The 17,952-nt window shown below is 59.2% G+C and carries 16 protein-coding genes; 7 read left to right on the top strand and 9 right to left on the bottom strand.

Annotated features, from left to right (window positions below; all coding sequences use genetic code 11):
- Positions 1 to 100: 100 nt before the first annotated feature.
- From ACJJV2_RS05945 to ACJJV2_RS05935, 3 genes are read left to right on the top strand one after another with little or no spacing between them, the layout of a single operon-like run.
- Positions 101 to 1,516, top strand: a complete 1,416-nt coding sequence (locus tag ACJJV2_RS05945) for a cytochrome ubiquinol oxidase subunit I (protein ID WP_405278941.1) — start codon at positions 101 to 103, stop codon at positions 1,514 to 1,516.
- A gap of 17 nt (positions 1,517 to 1,533) precedes the next feature.
- Positions 1,534 to 2,541 (top strand): cytochrome d ubiquinol oxidase subunit II, encoded by a 1,008-nt coding sequence (gene cydB, locus ACJJV2_RS05940; RefSeq protein ID WP_405278939.1) that lies wholly within the window; start codon positions 1,534 to 1,536, stop codon positions 2,539 to 2,541.
- Between the two features lie 11 nt (positions 2,542 to 2,552).
- On the top strand, positions 2,553 to 2,765 hold the full coding sequence (locus ACJJV2_RS05935) for a DUF2474 domain-containing protein (protein ID WP_405278937.1): 213 nt from the start codon (positions 2,553 to 2,555) through the stop codon (positions 2,763 to 2,765).
- Positions 2,766 to 2,932: 167 nt separating this feature from the next.
- Here the strand turns inward: ACJJV2_RS05935 and ACJJV2_RS05930 are convergent, their stop codons facing one another.
- The 6 genes from ACJJV2_RS05930 to ACJJV2_RS05905 all read right to left on the bottom strand — a co-directional run bounded on the left by ACJJV2_RS05930 (position 2,933) and on the right by ACJJV2_RS05905 (position 10,214).
- Positions 2,933 to 3,316, bottom strand: coding sequence for a RidA family protein (locus tag ACJJV2_RS05930; RefSeq protein WP_054556192.1), 384 nt, complete (start codon positions 3,314 to 3,316; stop codon positions 2,933 to 2,935).
- Positions 3,317 to 3,414: 98 nt separating this feature from the next.
- The gene (locus tag ACJJV2_RS05925) at positions 3,415 to 4,203 is read right to left on the bottom strand and encodes a DUF3726 domain-containing protein (RefSeq protein ID WP_405278934.1); all 789 of its coding nucleotides are present in this window, start codon (positions 4,201 to 4,203) and stop codon (positions 3,415 to 3,417) included.
- Positions 4,200 to 5,999 carry a hypothetical protein gene (locus tag ACJJV2_RS05920; protein WP_405278932.1) on the bottom strand — a complete coding sequence of 600 codons (1,800 nt, stop codon included), beginning with the start codon at positions 5,997 to 5,999 and terminating at the stop codon, positions 4,200 to 4,202. The genes ACJJV2_RS05925 and ACJJV2_RS05920 overlap by 4 nt, the downstream gene beginning before the upstream one ends.
- Position 6,000: 1 nt before the next feature.
- Entirely contained in the window at positions 6,001 to 7,617 is a 1,617-nt protein-coding gene (locus ACJJV2_RS05915; protein ID WP_405278930.1) for a BCCT family transporter, read from the bottom strand.
- A gap of 119 nt (positions 7,618 to 7,736) precedes the next feature.
- On the bottom strand, positions 7,737 to 8,738 hold the full coding sequence (locus ACJJV2_RS05910) for a dipeptidase (protein ID WP_405278928.1): 1,002 nt from the start codon (positions 8,736 to 8,738) through the stop codon (positions 7,737 to 7,739).
- Positions 8,739 to 8,747: 9 nt separating this feature from the next.
- Positions 8,748 to 10,214, bottom strand: a complete 1,467-nt coding sequence (locus tag ACJJV2_RS05905) for an aldehyde dehydrogenase family protein (RefSeq protein ID WP_405278926.1) — start codon at positions 10,212 to 10,214, stop codon at positions 8,748 to 8,750.
- Between the two features lie 114 nt (positions 10,215 to 10,328).
- Here ACJJV2_RS05905 and ACJJV2_RS05900 point away from each other — a divergent pair, with 114 nt between their 5' ends.
- Together ACJJV2_RS05900 and ACJJV2_RS05895 are read left to right on the top strand one after the other, a co-directional pair.
- Positions 10,329 to 11,216, top strand: coding sequence for a LysR family transcriptional regulator (locus tag ACJJV2_RS05900; RefSeq protein WP_405278924.1), 888 nt, complete (start codon positions 10,329 to 10,331; stop codon positions 11,214 to 11,216).
- A gap of 174 nt (positions 11,217 to 11,390) precedes the next feature.
- Positions 11,391 to 12,062: a GntR family transcriptional regulator gene (locus tag ACJJV2_RS05895; RefSeq protein WP_405278922.1), complete on the top strand. Its 672-nt coding sequence runs from the start codon at positions 11,391 to 11,393 to the stop codon at positions 12,060 to 12,062.
- Between the two features lie 98 nt (positions 12,063 to 12,160).
- Here ACJJV2_RS05895 and ACJJV2_RS05890 read toward each other — a convergent pair whose 3' ends face one another.
- Entirely contained in the window at positions 12,161 to 13,045 is an 885-nt protein-coding gene (locus tag ACJJV2_RS05890; RefSeq protein ID WP_405278920.1) for a LysR family transcriptional regulator, read from the bottom strand.
- Positions 13,046 to 13,207: 162 nt separating this feature from the next.
- On the opposite strand from ACJJV2_RS05890, the gene ACJJV2_RS05885 reads away from it, so the two are divergent.
- Positions 13,208 to 14,092: a hypothetical protein gene (locus tag ACJJV2_RS05885; protein WP_405278918.1), complete on the top strand. Its 885-nt coding sequence runs from the start codon at positions 13,208 to 13,210 to the stop codon at positions 14,090 to 14,092.
- A gap of 455 nt (positions 14,093 to 14,547) precedes the next feature.
- Here the strand turns inward: ACJJV2_RS05885 and ACJJV2_RS05880 are convergent, their stop codons facing one another.
- Positions 14,548 to 15,477, bottom strand: a complete 930-nt coding sequence (locus tag ACJJV2_RS05880) for a 2-hydroxyacid dehydrogenase (RefSeq protein WP_405278916.1) — start codon at positions 15,475 to 15,477, stop codon at positions 14,548 to 14,550.
- Positions 15,478 to 15,507: 30 nt separating this feature from the next.
- Positions 15,508 to 16,629, bottom strand: coding sequence for a mandelate racemase/muconate lactonizing enzyme family protein (locus ACJJV2_RS05875; protein ID WP_405278914.1), 1,122 nt, complete (start codon positions 16,627 to 16,629; stop codon positions 15,508 to 15,510).
- A gap of 262 nt (positions 16,630 to 16,891) precedes the next feature.
- On the opposite strand from ACJJV2_RS05875, the gene ACJJV2_RS05870 reads away from it, so the two are divergent.
- Positions 16,892 to 17,899 carry an ABC transporter substrate-binding protein gene (locus ACJJV2_RS05870; RefSeq protein ID WP_405278912.1) on the top strand — a complete coding sequence of 336 codons (1,008 nt, stop codon included), beginning with the start codon at positions 16,892 to 16,894 and terminating at the stop codon, positions 17,897 to 17,899.
- Positions 17,900 to 17,952 lie beyond the last annotated feature (53 nt).

Raw genomic sequence — 17,952 nt, 5'->3', positions numbered from 1 at the left:
CGCACAACTGAGCCTGTTATGGCTTCCGGTGGCTCCCTAGAGTAGCGGCGAAGATTCAGGCAGGGCCGTCCCCCTTGCCGCCTACTCAGGAGACATTGCCATGTTCGGCACCGAGGCCATCGACCTGGCCAGGATACAGTTCGCCTTCACCATCTCGTTTCACATCATCTTCCCGGCCATCACCATTGGCCTCGCCAGCTATCTGGCGGTGCTGGAAGGCATGTGGTTGAAGACAGGCACACAGGTCTACCGCAACCTCTATCATTTCTGGTCGAAGATATTCGCGGTCAACTTCGCGATGGGCGTGGTGTCAGGGCTGGTCATGGCCTACCAGTTCGGCACGCATTGGAGCGGTTTCTCGGCCTTTGCCGGCAGCGTGACCGGACCACTGCTGACCTATGAAGTACTGACCGCCTTCTTCCTCGAAGCCGGCTTCCTCGGCGTGATGCTGTTTGGCTGGAATCGCGTCGGCCGCGGCCTGCACTTCTTCTCGACCTGCATGGTCGCGCTCGGCACCCTGGTCTCGATGTTCTGGATCCTGTCCTCCAACAGCTGGATGCAGACCCCTCAGGGGCATGAGGTCATCGATGGCATCGTCGTGCCGGTCGACTGGTTCGCGATCGTCTTCAACCCCTCCTTCCCCTATCGCCTGGCCCACATGGCACTGGCCTCCTTCCTGAGCACCTCGCTGTTCGTCGCTGCCTCCGCCGCCTGGTTGCTGCTCAAGAAACGCGACACCCCGGAAGTGCGCAAGATGCTGGTCATGGCGGTGCTGATGTTGATGGTGACCGCCCCGCTGCAGGCCTTCGTCGGCGACATGCATGGCCTGAATACGCTCAAGCACCAACCGGCCAAGATCGCGGCCATCGAAGGCCATTGGGACAACAGCCATGGGGAACCGACGCCGTTGATCCTGTTCGGTGTGCCCGACATGCAACGCGAAGAGACGCGCTTCGCGCTCGAGATTCCGGCTCTCGGCAGCCTGCTGTTGATGCATGACATCGACAAGCAGGTACCGGCGCTCAAGGACTTCCCCGCCGCGGACCGCCCCAATTCGACCGTCGTGTTCTGGAGCTTCCGTCTGATGGTCGGCCTGGGTCTTGCGATGATTCTGCTCGGCCTCTCCGGTGTCTATCTGGCTCGCAAGGGCAGGCTCTTCACCTCGCGGCGCTGGCTGAGGCTGGCCGTCGCCATGGGGCCGGCCGGTCTGATCGCGATACTCGCGGGCTGGTTCACCACCGAAGTCGGCCGCCAGCCGTGGGTGATCTACGGCTTGATGAGAACGGAAGATGCCGTCTCTGCCCACAGCGCCGTTCACCTCAGCATCAGCCTGACAGCCTTTGTCACGGTCTACTTCATCGTCTTCGGCACGGGGATCAACTACATCTTCAAGCTGATCAAGAAAGGGCCTGAGGTTGATGACAGCCACGCCCCCAGCGGCGGCCCCGGCAAGCCGCGCACACCTTCCCGCCCACTGTCGGCCATCGAGGAATCTCTCGACGGCACCACTCACTGACCGGAGCGATGAACGCTATGGGTATCGACCTTTCTGTCATCTGGGCGGGCATCATCCTGTTCGGCCTGATGATGTACGTGATCATGGACGGCTTTGATCTGGGCATCGGCATTCTCTTCCCGTGGGTGGAGGAAAAGGTGGACCGCGATGTGATGATGAATACCGTGGCGCCCGTGTGGGATGGCAACGAGACATGGCTGGTGCTGGGCGGCGCGGGGCTGTTCGCGGCCTTCCCGCTGGCCTACGCCGTCTTGCTGGAAGCCCTGAGCATTCCTCTTGTCGCCATGTTGATCGGCCTCATCTTCCGCGGTGTCGCCTTCGAATTTCGCTTCAAGGCCTCGGACGCGAGCCGCCACTGGTGGGACAAGGCCTTCGTGGGTGGCTCGGTGCTGGCCACCTTCAGTCAAGGCGTCGCACTGGGAGGCTACATCCAGGGCATCGCCTTCGATGGGGTTCACTTCAGCGGCGGTTCGCTGGACTGGTTGTCACCCTTCCCGCTGTTCTGCGGTGTGGCGCTGCTGTTCACCTATGCATTGCTCGGCAGCACCTGGCTGATCATGAAGACCGAAGGCATTCTCCAAGCGCGCATGTTTGCCCTGACGCGCCCGCTGACGCTGTGGGTATTGATCATGATCGCGGCCGTCAGTCTGTGGACACCGCTGGCGCACCCCGCCATCGCCGAGCGCTGGTTCACGCTGCCGCAGCTGTTCTGGTTCCTGCCGGTGCCAGTGCTGGTCGTGCTGGCAGGTTATGCGCTGATCCGCGCCGTCGCCCTTGAATATCATGCCCAGCCCTTCCTGCTGGTGCTGGCCTTGATCTTCCTGGGCTACAGCGGTTTCGGCATCAGCATGTGGCCTGACATCATTCCCGGTCATGTGACGATCTGGGAAGCGGCCTCTCCGCCCCAAAGCCAGGGCTTTGCCCTCGTCGGCACGCTCTTCATCCTGCCGATCATCCTGATGTATACGGCGTGGAGCTACTTCGTGTTCAAGGGCAAGGTCCGTCATACCGATGGCTACCATTGAGAGGTGCTGACATGACATCCCCGACACGCGAGTCACATTCAGCACCACTGCATGCCCCCACCGCCAGACTCGACAGCGAGCCATCCGGGACGCCCGCGCACTTGGCAAGCTGGCTCAGCAAGATCGGCTGGCTGGTGGTGATCTGGGGAGGCAGTGTCAGCGCGCTGGGACTCGTCTCTCTGGCACTGCGCCGCTTCATGCAGGCCGCGGGCCTTACGCCCTGACAGCAGTTGTAGAAGACATGACGTAGACACAAAAAGGCGCCGGAGCAGCGAATGCTCCGGCGCCTTTCTTGTTGGCCTGAGGGCTTGATAAACCGATGGGCCTGAATGACCAGTCAATGCAGGGCGCAGATGTGACGGGGCACTCCCTCGCCCGCATCCCGGTGGCTTTAGACATCAACCTCCAGTGCGGCGTAGGCGACCATCTCGACCAGCATCTCTTCGCGAGCAAACCCGGAGACGATGATGGCAGCCCGATTGGGATAGGGCTCACGCACATATTCTGCATAGAGGCTATTCACTGTCGCCAGGTGCTCGCGGTCAGTCACATAGATCAACACCTGAGTCAGCGAGGAGGCGTCACCACCGGCGCATTCCAGGGTATGAATCAGATTATCCAGCGTCTGGCGGGTCTGGGCAGCAATTCCGCCCTCCACGACATTGCCGGCGGCATCGATCGGAATCTGGGCAGTGAACAGGATGCCATTGCCGACACTCGCCCATGACAGGGGCGCACGAGAGGCAAACAGATCAGTCTTGACGGGATGAACCATGGGTATTCCTCGAGAATCTTTTGATGGGCGCATTCCATGACCCGCCGGCGCAAGAGCGGCGAAGCATGGAGTGATGGGGCGTATTGAGAAGAAAGAGATCAGTCGTTGTCGGTGGAACCGGCGCCGGCACCGCTGCGAGAGTCTTCCGTTGCCTCGACCAACAGGCGTGTCGAGAGTGCTTTCAGGCGTGACCAGAGTTCGTCATCCACCTCGATGCCTTCCTGCATGGCACGTTGGCGACAGGCGAGCAGTTTCGACTCTTCATGACAGGCCAGCAGGTCAACGTCATAGTCGGAGCGAAGGGATGGCAGCAGATCGACATGGTTGGCCATCACCAGCGTGATGCCATCATTGGGCTCATTCTCTTCTGGCACTTCACGCACGGCATAGACCCGTATCTCGGGGACCGAGCTGTTGGCCCTGAAGCCCACGACCTGCTCGATCATGGGGCAGCCGACCGCCTCTTCCACGTCCTGGGCGTTGCGCCAGAAGGCGGTGACATTCATGCCGCGCCCCGCAAGGCGCGCCAGATAGCCCATGATCAGCTGCCGATTGTGGCAATGCTGGATCTTGATGACGGCGAGGCCACGCGCACGTGCCTTGGCGAAGCCGAGTTCCAGCGCCAGCGATGAGCTCTTCAATACGCTGTGTCCGTGGCTGTCGAGTACCGCGAGGTCGCCATCGGCATAGACGATCTCCGGCGGACGCTCATCGGTATCCTCCAGCAAGAAACGCAGTCCGCGATTGAGCGCCGCCAGCCCTTCCAGCTCATAGAGCTGCATCCAGGCCACCATGTCGGCGGCATCACTGGCGTCACCGTCTTCGAAACCCATCGCCTGAAAGGCCTTGCGACACAGTCCGTGAAGCTCGTTGTAGGAGACCTTCATGACACACCTCCCACTGTCGTGGTATTGCCCTGCCGAGGGTCGGCGGTCATCTGTGGTCGCGCAGTGCGCGCAATCTGCGGTGCCAGCGGGAAGCTCCAATCATCAAACGCGACAGGATCCTGCGGCTCGGCATTGAGTTCCTCCACCAGCGGAGCCCCCTGGAATAGCGTGATACGCACCCAACGATCAGACTTGGGATCGAAACGACTGGCACCGAAGAACGACAGCTTGGTCCGCAACAGGTGCATGGGCTTCATGTCGCGCGCCCACAGATTGGCGCGTATCTCGCCGAAACTCGTGCTGGCCATGCTCTGAATACGGCGAACGATATCCTTGTGGCGCGGGCAATGGATCAGGAATTCCACCACCAAGGCACGAGGGTGATATTCCAGGTACTGACTGATCGCCGCATGGGTATCGGCGACACGCGGGGCAATCGCCAGCTTCATTTCCTTGTCGGCACCCGCCTCCCTGTCGCGGACTCCCAGACGGGGCTCCTCCTTCTCGACCGAGCGATACCAGAACCAGTGGCGATTCTCGGCGAGTGAAAAATCGACGCGCAACGCCCAGTCGTAGTGCGTTTCGATCACCTGCTTGAGGTGAACCAGCGGCATGTCAGGGGTCAGCTCCAGGCTTTCCTCCACCGCCATCAGGTCCTCATAGCGGTCGACGATGCTCGGATACAGCTCCAGCAGCAGAGTATTCACCAGCTCCTGAGCCTCGAGCCCATGCTGCTGGTGACTCCAGTCGATCAGCTCCTGCCAGAGCTCCGGCGACAGCGGCACGAGTTCGAGCCAGGTCATCAGCTCAGGCAAGGACGCCACCGTGGCCTGGTTGCGCAGGGTCTGCTCGTGATCGTCCGTGACCGTCTGGCGCAGATGAGTCTCAGCGCGCTTGAGGAGTGCCAGCAGACGTGAACGCTCCTGCTCTCCCGGTACCTGTGCCGTCACCTCGGCAAGCGCCAGTTCTCGGCTTTCCACCCAGCGCTGTACCAACTGCGGATGATTGATCAGGAACGGCGCCATCCCGAGGCCAGTGGAGTTGCCGATGCCCAGATAGCGCTTCAACGAGGTTGCCAGAGGTGCGGCGGTCTCGGGTGCCCGGGCGCGGGCCATGTGCTCTATCTGCTGGATCGAGAAGTGACGCAGCAGATAGACGCCCAGCATCTGGGCAGAAAATGGCCGATGGAAATCCGCGTTGTCCTTGAGACGGCCATAATCCGCGATGCCGAACTTGCCATTGCCATAGACGGCCGTGGTCCGATACAGATAGCCGACCCGGGTCAGCCACTCAGGATCAGGTTGCCGGCCTGCACTCAGCGCCTCCAGGAAGCTTGCGAAGTTGCGCAAGCTGCGATTGGCACGCGAAAGGACCAGCAGTCTGGGATGCTGGCGCCCGGCTTCCTGCAACGGCACATTGGCCGCCATCTGCTCGAGAAGCGCATCATCCACATCCCCCTCCACTACGCCAAAGGTGACATCCCAGGCCTCGGCGATGACGCGGTCAGAGCGTGCGGAATCCTCAAGCGCCTGAGAAAACATGACGCCGTGATAGCGCTTGCTGGGCGTCTGCAGGCAGTAGATCGCCACACCGTGACCAAGGGCATCCAGTTCAAATCGGGTCGTGGTGATCTTCCATTTTTCATGTGCCATCTGGCGCACCAGACTTCTCACGAAACTCAGGCGACTGGCATGCAGGCTGCCGAGACGCTCCAGCTGCATCACATCGTCCGGTGCCCGCAGTCGCAGACGTTGCTCGGTGGATGAGAGGCGCGCGCCCTGGTGATTGCGAGACATATCAACGCTCTCCTGCGTCTTCCGGGGCCGGCATGGCTGGCCGCTGGCTGGTAATTCCCTGCGCACGTGCCATCGCGAAGGCTGATTGAGGTCCTGTCCACAAGGAGGGCAGCAGCACCAGCGAGACAGGGATGGCCGTGATGACGATGAACTGCTGAAGCGCACTGATCTGGCCGGCTCCCATATAGAGGAGTATCGCAGCCATCAACGCCATGCTGATGCCCCAGAAGGCACGCACCAGCGGGCTGGGGTCATCGTGCCCAGCACTGACGACGGCGATCGCGTAGCTCATCGAGTCACCGGTGGTGGCGACGAAGATGGTGGTCAGCGTCAGGATGGCAGCTGCCATTGCAGTCCCGCCGGGCAATGCCTGCGCCACGGTGAGGGTCGCGACATCGAACTGGAAGCTGTTGAGCGCTTCGGTGAGGTCGATCACGCCGGTGAACTGATAGAAGATGCCCGCCCCGCCCAGCAGGGTGAACCAGACGGCGGTGGCCAGTGGCGCCAGCACGGCAACGGTCAGGATCATCTGACGGATGGTTCTGCCCTTGGAGATGCGCGCCACGAAGATCGCCATCAGCGGGCCATAGCCGAGGAACCAGGCAAAGAAGAACACGGTCCACCACTGCATCCACCAGTCTGGAGCGCTCTGTGCCGTCATGGTCGACATGGTGAAGAACGAGCTCAGATACTCGCCAAAGCCCTGAGTGAAGGCATTGACCATGAACAGGGTCGGCCCGAAGACGAAGATTACCGCTGCCACGCCCAGCGCCAGGAAGACGTTGAAGCGCGACATGATCTGGATGCCCTTGTCGATGCCGGTCACGGCCGAGGTCACATAGATCACCCCGAGCACTACCAGCACGCTCAGCTGCGTCGAATAGTCATTGGTCACGCCAAAGAGCTCATGCAGGCCGAAACTGACCTGGGTGGCCAGAAAACCGATGGGGCCCACCGTTCCTGCCACCACGGCGATGACGCACATGGCATCCACCACGCCGCCCAGCTTGCCCTTCATGATCTTCTCGCCGAACACGGGATACAGCAGCGTTCTCGGCTGCAGGGGCTGACCTTTGTCGTAATGGGCATGCGCCAGCACGATGGCGGTCAGGCTGCCCAGAATGGCCCAGGCAAGAAAGCCCCAGTGCATGAAGGATTGTGCCAGTGCAGGCGCGATGGCGTTCGCAGTGCCCGGCTCGGTATCAAAGGCAGGCGGCGTCACCAGGAAGTGGTACACCGGTTCGCCGGCAGCGAAGAAGACCCCGCCTCCCGCCAGCAAGGTGCACATGATGATCGACACCCACTTGAAGGTGGATAGCTCAGGCGTTCGCGTGCCACCGATACGGGCACTGGCCGCAGGCGTTGCGGTCAGCCCCAGGGCAATGAAGAAGGTAAGCAGCAACAGAATCTGGAAGTAGCTGCCCAGTGTTCTGGCGGTCCAGGCAAAGCCGGCACTGATGGCTTGCGCGACCCCTTCAAGATCAAACAGGGACAGGCCGACGAACAGCAGTATGAAGCCGATGCTGCAGGTCAGAACGACAGGGTCACCAAAGCGGTACTGACCTTGCGGTAACGCATCCGACGTGGCAGACGCCGTGGTCTTGCGAGATGAAGTCATGTGGCATTCCTCTGACGAGCTCTCGTCATTGGCAGGCATTTATTATGGTTGTTGGTTGCCGAGCGATACCCTGAGGATTCCTGGCTCGGCACAGGTGCCATGGCATAGCGTTACGGCGATCAGGCAGGCGCGGCCTCCTGACGGGTCGCGGCGCGCTCGAGGAGCGCAACCCAGTTCTTGCCCATGATGCCGGCCACTTCGTCCTCGGACATGCCGACCTTGCGCAAACCGGCAATCAAGTTGGGGAAGTCACGACTGTCTCGCAGCCAGGACAGCGGACGCGGCCAGTCAGCGTTGCTGGCACTGCCTTCACCGTAATCCATGTCCTTGGACCAGCGGCCATTGCGCATCCACTCCAGAATGGACACCGGCTGGTTCTGGCACAGGTCGGTACCGATCCCCAGGTGCTCGATGCCCATCAGGTCTGCGGTTCTGGCGATCATTTCGCAGTATTCGGTCAGGGTACAGTCGGAGCCATTGCGCAGATGGAAGGGATACGCCGAGAACCCCAACAGCCCATCACTCTCCGCGATGGCCTTGAGCACCTTGTCGGACTTGTTGCGCTTTGCCGGATGGAAGCTTTCCGGGTTGGCGTGGGAAATGATCACGGGGCGCTCGGATATCTCGATCGCCTCGAGCGTGGAGCGCTCTGCACTGTGTGACATGTCGATGACCATGCCGACGCGATTCATCTCACGGATCACCTGGCGTCCGAAGCGTGTGATCCCGCTGTCTTCCGCCTCATAACACCCGCAGGCCAGCAGACTCTGGTTGTTGTAGGTCAGCTGCATGATCATCAACCCGAGGTCACGCATCACCTCGACCATGTCGATATCGTCCTCGATGGGGGAGCAGTTCTGCGCCCCCAGGATGATGCCGACACGCCCACTGGCCTGCGCAACCGCGATGTCCTGCGGCACATGCACGGGCATGATCAGATCAGGCCAGGCCTCGAAACGGCGATTCCACTCGCCAAGACGCGACAACGTCTCTCGCGTCGTCTCGTGGTACACGAGGGTGGCGTGCACGGCGTCCAGCCCGCCTTCACGCATCTGTTCAAATATCTCGCGTGACCAGTTGGAATACTGCAGGCCATCGATCGTCAGCATTGTCTTTGACATGGGGCCTCCTCACGCCTTGATGTAGCAGGTCTTCACGATGGTGTAGAACTCGCGCGCGTATCGCCCCTGCTCACGAGGCCCGAAGCTTGAAGCCTTGCGTCCGCCGAAGGGCACGTGGTAATCCGTCCCCGCAGTCGGCAGATTGACCATCACGCAGCCGGTCTCGGCACGCGCCTTGAAGCTGCTGGCCAGTTTCAGGGAGTTGGTGATGATGCCCGCCGTGAGCCCGAAGTGCGTGTCATTGAGCACATTGATGGCCTCTTCTGCGTCGCTCACCTTGATGACACAGGCGATGGGACCGAAGATCTCCTCGCGATTGATGGCCATGTCGTTGCTGGTATTTACCAGCAGCGCCGGGCTCATGAAGTAGCCCTCGGTGGCGCACTCCACACGCTCGCCGCCGCAGACCAACGTTGCCCCCTCTTGCTGGGCGCGCTGCACCCAGGACAGATTGGACTCGAGCTGTCTGGCATCGACAGCAGGCCCCATGTGCACGCCCTCTTCCAACGCGTGGCCGACACGTACCTGAGACAGTCGCCGAGTCAGCTTTTCCACGAACTCGTCATGGACTGATTCCATTACGATCAGCCGCGAAGATGCCGTGCATTTCTGGCCAGTGCCTGAGTAGGCACCATTGAAGGCTGCCTCGACGGCCAGCTCCATGTCGGCATCATCGGCGATGATCAGGGCGTTCTTGGAGCCCATTTCCAGCTGGCACTTGACCAGATTGGCGGCAGTGGCCGCCGCCACTCGACGACCCACTTCCAGAGAACCGGTAAAGGACAGGGCATGAATGTCAGGGCTGGAGATCAGTTCATCCCCGATGCTGCTGCCCGGGCCCATCACCAGATTGAAAGTGCCTGCCGGGAGTGACTGGCGATGAATGATTTCGGTCAGCGCCCATGCGCTCGCAGGGACCAGATTGGCCGGCTTGAAGACGACCGAGTTGCCGAAGGCCAGCGCAGGCGCAATCTTCCAGACCGCTGTCGCCATCGGGAAATTCCAGGGGCTGATCACACCGACGACACCGACAGGCTCCCGACGGACCTCGACCTCAACGCCAGGACGCACCGAGTCTGCGCGCTCATCAATCTGGCGCAGCACTTCAGCGCCGTAGTAATGGAAGAACTGCCCGGAGCGATGAACCTCACCCACTCCCTCCGCCAGGGTCTTGCCCTCTTCACGCGCCAGCAACTCACCCAGCTCCGTCTTGCGGGCGATCAGCTCATCGCCAATGGCCATCAACACGGAATAACGTTGCTCGAGGCCTGACTGTGCCCATTGTGCCTGGCCACGCTTGGCCGCATGGATGGCATCGGCAACTTGATCGACACTGGCCTGCGCATATTGGCCGATGACATCACGGGTATCGGACGGATTGAGATTGGCGATGCTGCCCTGACCTGCGACCCACTGACCATCGATGTAAAGATCGTGAACAGCGGCGTGAGTGGCGGTAGTGGTGTGGTGTGACATGTGAACCTCCTTGAACGCGGTGACAACAGACTAGGAGGCCCAGAGGGATAAAGATAATCAATAATAAATACCCTATGATAAATTTCCCTTACCACTCTGAAGAGGATCGACGCGATGGTCGCAGAGCTGAAGATCACGCCGCTGCGCTATGTCCTGGCAGTGGTGGATCACGGTGGTTTTCACGCTGCCTCTCGTTATCTGCATCGCACGCAGCCTGCCCTGTCGATGGCCATCCGCGAGCTGGAAAACCGCCTGGGGGAGGCGCTGTTCGAGAAGGGTGCCAAGGCGACTCTGACACCCTATGGCAGCTACTGCGTGCCGCGCTTTCGGGAGCTGATCAATCAGCATGATCGTCTGAGCCGGGAGCTGCAGGCGCGCGCCGCCAAGGAGGCAGGCCAACTGGACATGGCAGTGGTGCCGTCAGTGGCCAGCCGACTGATGCCGAAACTGCTCTCCGAGTTCGTCAGTCGCTATCCGGGGATAAAGGTCGGTCTCCACGATGGCAACGCCGATTTTGTCCGCGAGCAGGTCATCAGCGGTCAGGTCGACATCGGCATCACCAGCCTGTGGGGGTTGGAGGAAGAATTGCTCTTTCATCCGTTGTTTCATGACGAAGTCGGCGTGGTCTGCCGTGACGATCACCCCCTGGCCGAGCGCCAGACTCTGACATGGCAAGCACTGGAGACAGAATCCCTGATCGGCAATGGCACCTCGCGGCTATTGCAGGGCACGGCGGCGGAGTCACTGCTCGAGATGCATGCCTTGTATATCTCCAACATGATTTCGTTGACCGCCACGCTGGTCGCCGGGATGGGGGTCACGACGCTGCCCCGCCTGGCATTTCCGCAGGAATATGAGCGCCTGCGCTTCATTGAGCTCGCTGAACCGCGGGTCAGTCGCGAAGTGGGCCTGATTCGCCGCAAGGGCGCCAGCTTGTCGCCGGCGGCGCAGGCCATGGGTGATTTCATCAGTGAACGATTTGCTGAGGAGAGCGCACTATGACGGGGCGTGCTTCACCCCCTCTACACAAGTGCCATGGGGCAGATTCCAGCCTGTCCATCAATCAGCATGATGGCAACAGCGCATGACAATTGTTGACCATTATACGATAATCGCTCCATAACAGGATGGGTGACTGATCCCGCTTACACCGCACTCATGATTGGAGCGCCATACATGCCTGGCAACAGTATGATTTCAAAACAAAGCTTTGATGTTCAAACCGCCAATATTCTGCGTGAAATGATTGTGACAGGCAGTCTTGAGGCAGGTTCACGGCTGACAGAAGCCAAGCTTACCGAACAATTCCACGTCTCCCGCGGTACGATTCGTGCAGCCCTGCAGAAACTCAACAATGAAGGCCTCGTCTCTCAGGTACCTTATACAGGCTGGCATGTCATCGCACTCGATGCACAGGATGCCTGGGAGCTGCATAACCTGCGTCGTGTTCTGGATGGACTGGCGGCTCGATTGACTGCAGAGCGCATCGAGCCTGAAGGTGCCAAGAAGCTGGAAGACGCCTATCAGAAGTTATGCGGGCTTTGCGATAGCGGTGACCCGAGAGATATCGCGGATGCAGATTTCGAATTGCACAAGCTGATCGTCGCGCTGTCAGGCCATCGTCGTCTGCAGGAACATTACACGCTGACAGAGCAGCAGATTCGCGTATTCATCGCTTCCTGCGACTCGGAATTCTCGGACTACAAGAATATTGGCAAACGCCACGGCCCGCTGATAAAAGCGATTCTGGCGGGCGATGCTGATACGGCTGAACGTCTGGCCAAGGAGCACAATGCTACGCAAGGCGATGAACTCATCAGCAGCCTGCGTCAGCTGGAAACTCAATGAGTGCCTTCCCCCAAAGCGAATCATCACTCGTCATACCTCATGGCAAGTGATGCGTCTCATACCAGCCCCCTGCCTCACGGGGCTGGTGTCTCGACTCCTCAAATGCCGTCATCACTCCCAGATGACTGATTCACCTTATCCTTCACGACATCCTTCAGACCTTTCTTGGCAACTTCCAATAGCTCGGCGTCGATGGCGACCAGAGGGTGCAGGAGATAGACGGGTCTCTGGAAGGTTGGCGCCTTCTCGATCAGGTGCAATTGACCAGTCTTGAGCAATGGCTCGATGGTACGCGCGGAAAAGTAGCCCGCCCCGCCATATTTCAGGATGTAGTCGAGACCGATCATGCTCATCCCCACCGACAGCCGCGGCGCACGAGTCTCTGGATACGCCAGGCTATGTGCGGCTCGGAACTCGGCCCCCCAATCGACGAAGACATAGTCCTGCTGCCAATGCTTGGTGACCTTGCGCGGTGCGGTCGAAGCCAGCACCAGCTGATCTTCCATCAACAATTCACAGGCCAAACCTGCCTGCTGACGCGGAATATAGGTGATGGCCAGATCAATCAGTCCATCGCTGAGGTCCGTCAGCAGGTTCTCCGAGTAATCCGCCACGACACGCGTCCCCACATCCGGTGCACGCAATTGCATGGTGTCGACCCAGGCAGGCGCGATCCGCTCCCAATGATTCATCTGCACACCCAACGTGACGACGGCATTGAGCTCTTCAGGCAGTGCTACCTCCTGACGTGCCTGCTCCCAGGCGCGCACAGCGGTGTAGGCAAAGCGATGAAAATGCCGTCCGGCCACCGTCAATTCACAGCCTTCACGCTTGCGTACGAACAACTGTCGGCCCAGCTGAGTTTCCAGCACCTTGATACGAGCACTTACCGTCGACTGGGTGATGTGCAGGCGATCCGCTGCCAACTGAAATCCACCGCTCTTGGCGACCTCGATGAATGCTTTCATATGGTTGATATTCAAGGTGTATTCCTGATTGCATCGAATATTTCAATGGAGGCCAGCGAATAAAATCGTTTTCCTAATTTCCCGGTTTTTCAGATGATTCGGGGGTGGATCACGCGATGTAATCAAGACGACAACCATTGAAGTCAACAAAACGACAATAACTTCGGAGGCACTGCAATGCATCAAGCCGCAACTCTCCTCGCTGAGCCCGATACCCGCCTCGCACTGGAAGAAATCATCGACCTCGAGCGGTACCCTATCGAGCAGCCAGACAACCCCCTGACCGTGGCGCTGATAGAGCAATGTCGAGCCGAACTTGATGCCGTCGGCTGCTGTTGCGTACGTAATTTCATTCGTCCTGAAGCCATCGCCCGCATGCTTGACGAAGCTGAGCGTCTCAAGCCTCAGACTTACTGGTCCGAAAATTCCAACAACCCCTACATGACCCAGGATGATCCTTCCTTGCCGGAAGACCATCCCAAGAGAATCTTCAACAAACGCAGCAATGGCTTCATCAATTCCGACATTCTCGAGTCAGATTCCGTCCTGCGAGGCGCCTACGACTCGGATGAGATGCTGAACTTCGTGTCCGAGTGCCTCGGCGTCTCCCCCATCTATCGCTGGGCTGACCCACTGGGTAGCAATCCCTACAGCGTGATGGACCTGGGCCATGAGTTCTCCTGGCACTTCGATGGCAATGAATTCACCATCAGCATCCTGGTGCAGGCGGCGGAGAAAGGCGGCATGTTCGAGTACTGTCCGGATCTTCGCAGCGCGGAAAACGAGAATCTTGAGGCTGTCACACAGGTACTGCGCGGTGATCGTGGCCCGGTTCAAGTACTGGACCTCCAGCCGGGTGACCTGCAGATCTTCAAGGGCCGCTTCTCGATGCACCGAGTCACGAAGGTCGAGGGCAGTCGTCCCCGCTATATCGCCTTGCCGACGTATGTTCTGGACCCCTTCAGCGTCAATCGACCCGAGCGCGCCAAGCAGTTCTATGGCCGAGCAGAAGCGATCCATTATGAGCGTGAAGCCAAGCGTCCTGACTCGCTGCTTGACTGAGTGAATCACCTTTCAAGACGCCCGCCAGCGTTATGGCGGGCGTCTTGTTGATTGAGAGACTCGGTATGCCTTGCTCTCTAACGCTCGCTTTTCGCCAACACCCTTCGCGGTAATCCTCTGGCTACGACTCGCTTCGACGCCCCTCTCTTTACCGATATCTGCTTCGTTACAATCCTTTTTCCACGCCCCGCTCTCTGTCTCTTCCTCTATACGCCCTATACCCTGCTGCTCTTTCCCTATCCTGCTTCTCTGCATCAGCCCTGCTATTGCCTGCTGTCCATTCCCTGCTGCCTACTGCGCTCCTCCCTTATGCCAATGCCCTTGATGCCTGCAACGCGACCCCGCGCATCGTATGCCTAACTCTTCAATTCCCGTCCGATATCGTTGACAAACCAAAAGCGCCTGACGTTGGGAGCAACGACAAGCGCCGGAGAGTTATTCTCGTCTGAGAAGAATCAATAACCGCGCACCGGGTCATAGATAGGGAACGGTGGTTCGCCTTGCTGGATGCGCTTGATATTGTCAGCCATCAGCCTGGCAGCCGAGTGGGTGTAATTGATGCCGGCGATATGCGGCGTCACATGCACCTTGGGGTGACGCCACAAGGGGCTCTCTGCCACGAGAGGCTCACTGCAGAATACATCCAGCGCGGCAGCCTCCAGATGGCCACTATCCAGCGCTGCCACCAGGTCGTCTTCCACGAGAATGGGACCGCGACTGATATTGATGATGCAGGCCCCCTGAGGCAGCTGCGCGAAGCGTTCGGCGTTGAGCAACCCTTGGGTGGCGGGTGTCAGCGGCAACACGTTGATCAGGATATCCGTGCGCTGCAGAAACTCGTCAAGACGCGCATCCCCCTGGTAGAACTCGACACCCTCGATGTCGACGACGTCACGTCCCCAACCTGCCACACAGAAACCCAGCTCACGCACGAAACCGGCGGCCACGGCGCCCATGGCACCCATGCCAAGAAAGCCGACGCGACGCTGGGCAGGGTCACGGTGAGGATGTCGTTGCCAGAGGGTTCGCGCCTGATCCTGCTGATAGCGATGATATTGGCGATGAAAATGGATCACCCAATGCACGGCATGCATCGCCATGTCACGCACGACCAGGTCATCGACCAGACGTACGATGGGGACACCCTGTGGCAGGTCCGAATCACGGATGATGTGCTCGACCCCTGCCCCGAAGGACAGTATCGCCTTGAGGTTCGGATAGCGGCACAGGCCCCCCACCGGATGCATCCAGATGGCCGCATATTCAATCTCGGCCGGGTCCCCCACCTCGGGATAGACCCGGAATTCAATCTCGGGCAAGTGCTTCGTGAACTCCTGGCGCCAGGCTTCCGGGTCTGCGCCTGCATAACTGAACAGCAATGCCATAGTGGCCTCCATCAAAGAGCGGAATTGACATCACCGAACACGCAAACGATCCACGGCATCGGCATCGAAGCTGAACCCCAGACCGGGGCGCTGAGGGATGGTGATCAGTCCATCGACAATTTCGATCTTTTCCCGGTAAAGCGGCGAGAACCAGGAGACATGTTCGACCGAAAGGCAGTTGGGAGCTGAGCCGGCAATGCTCAGACTCTGTTCGGTAAAGATATGAGTGGAAATGGGTATATTGTGTCCCGCCGCCAGACTGGCCACGCGACGGAATTCGGTCAGGCCGCCGATTCGCTGCAGATCTGGCATCAAGACATCCGCTGACCGAGCCTGAATCATGCGCTGCATGCCATGCCGGGTGTACTCGGTCTCTCCCGAGGCGATCGGCATATCGAGTGCGGCCGCCACATCGGCATGCCCCTGATGGTCATAGGAAGCCACTGGCTCCTCGAACCAGCCGAGATCGTAAGGTTCCAGCATCCGACCCAGCCGTATTGCCTGTGAAGGCGTGAATGCCTGATTGCCATCCGCCAGCAGCTCGATGTCCGGGCCAATGGCTTCACGTACCGCCGCCACGCGAGCGACATCCTCCGCCATGCGGGGCTTGCCCAGCCGCATCTTCATGGCGCGGAAGCCTTGCGACATGAACTCGCGAGCTTCCTCGACCAGTTCATCGGTGGTCTGCGACAGCCACAACCCGCTGCTGGCATAAGCCTTGACCGAGTCACGATAGGCGCCGAACAACTTGTAGACCGGTTGATTGGCCGCCTTGCCAATCAGGTCCCAACACGCCGTATCCAGTGCCGACATCGCGCCGATGGTAATCCCCTCATGCCCGATGGGGTTTATCTCGCGCCACATCCCGTCCCACATGCGCTCCACATAATGCGGGTCCTGGCCAATGACATGATGGGCCAGGCTCTTGATCATGCTGTCAAATACACTCAAGCGAGCACTATTCAAGGTGAAGATATAGTTCTCGCCGACCAGACCGCTATCGGTTTCCAGATAGATCAATACGCAGCCTACCGAGCGCGTCTCGTGTATCGCCGTGATGAGCGGCTTGTCCAGCGGCACCTCAACCAACACGGTACGCAGATTCGTAATCTTCATTTGTACGCTTCCTGACTCACTGAATTTAAGCGTCAACCGAGGCGCTGCGCTGTCCTGGCCACGCTCTCACTGGATGCCATCGGGTCATTGCTGTCTGGCTTTCTGAGGCTCAGCATAGAACTCCTGACAATGGTTGACAATCATCAATTATCGATTTACAAGATTGATAGGCTGTAACACCAGACGCGTTGCATAACTCCTGACATCGCCGTTCCTCTGATGGGCGACAAGGGTGATGAGCAACATGCGAGTCGCTTGATCGGCAAGACCAGATACCAACAATTACAAGGGGTTGAGCATGAATAAGTCCGTCAGAACCGCTACGACGCTGGCAGCTTGTATCGTTTCCTCGCTGGCACTCACGAACCAGGCTCAGGCGAGTTGCGAGCTGGACGAAACCATCCAGATTGCCGACATGAGCTGGGTTTCCGCCTCGACGATCGCCCACATAGAAGCCAAGATTCTCGAGAATGGTTTTGAGTGCAAAACGCAACTGATTCCGGGCGAGACCGTGACCACGGCCACCACGATGGTGAAGAAAGGTCGCCCGCATATCGCGCCTGAGCTTTGGAGCAGCAACGCCAAGGCCCTGCTCGAAGAAGGTGCGGAAAAAGGCACTGCCGTGGTGGCAGGTGATGTCTTTGCAGGTGGCGGAGTGGATGCGTGGTGGGTACCGCGTTATGTCGTCGATCAATACCCGGACATCAAGTCAGTCAAGGACATGGCAAGGCACAGCGAACTCTTCGCGGCCAACGGTTCTGACAAGGGGCGTTTCTACAACAGCATCCCGGGCTGGACCACGGAGACACGCAGCACCAACTTGATGCATGCCTATGGTCTGGATGACAAGTACGAGGTGTTTTCGGCTGGCTCCGGGGCGGCACTTGATGCTGCCATTGTCTCGAACTACAAGCGCAAGAAGCCGATCTTCTTCTATTACTGGGGTCCTTCCGCCATTCTCGGCAAGTACGACATGGTACAGCTGGACATGGCCCCCTATGACCCTGCAAATGACTCCTGCAATGCAGAGCAGAACTGCAAGAACCCGACGACCAGTGGCTTCCGTACCGCAGCAGTCAATACGTTGGTGGCCAACAACATCAAGGATAACGCACCCTCGATCTATCAATTCCTGAGCAAGGTCCAGTTCGAGAATGACATGGTCAACACGCTGCTGGCCTGGAATTCAGACAATGACGCAGACCCTGAGCAGACAGCTGAGCATTTCCTGAAGACCCAGCAAGCGACCTGGACCGCCTGGGTTCCCGCCGAGGTAGCCGAGAAAGTCATTGCCAAGTTCAAGTAACTGGCATTGACCCGATCGTTCGAATGGCACAAATGAATCATTGCCAACAATAA

Source organism: Cobetia sp. Ld8 (assembly GCF_045066615.1).
GTDB lineage: Bacteria > Pseudomonadota > Gammaproteobacteria > Pseudomonadales > Halomonadaceae > Cobetia > Cobetia amphilecti.
The sequence above is the reverse complement of the archived record's forward strand: the minus strand, read 5'-3'. Positions and strand labels throughout refer to the sequence as shown.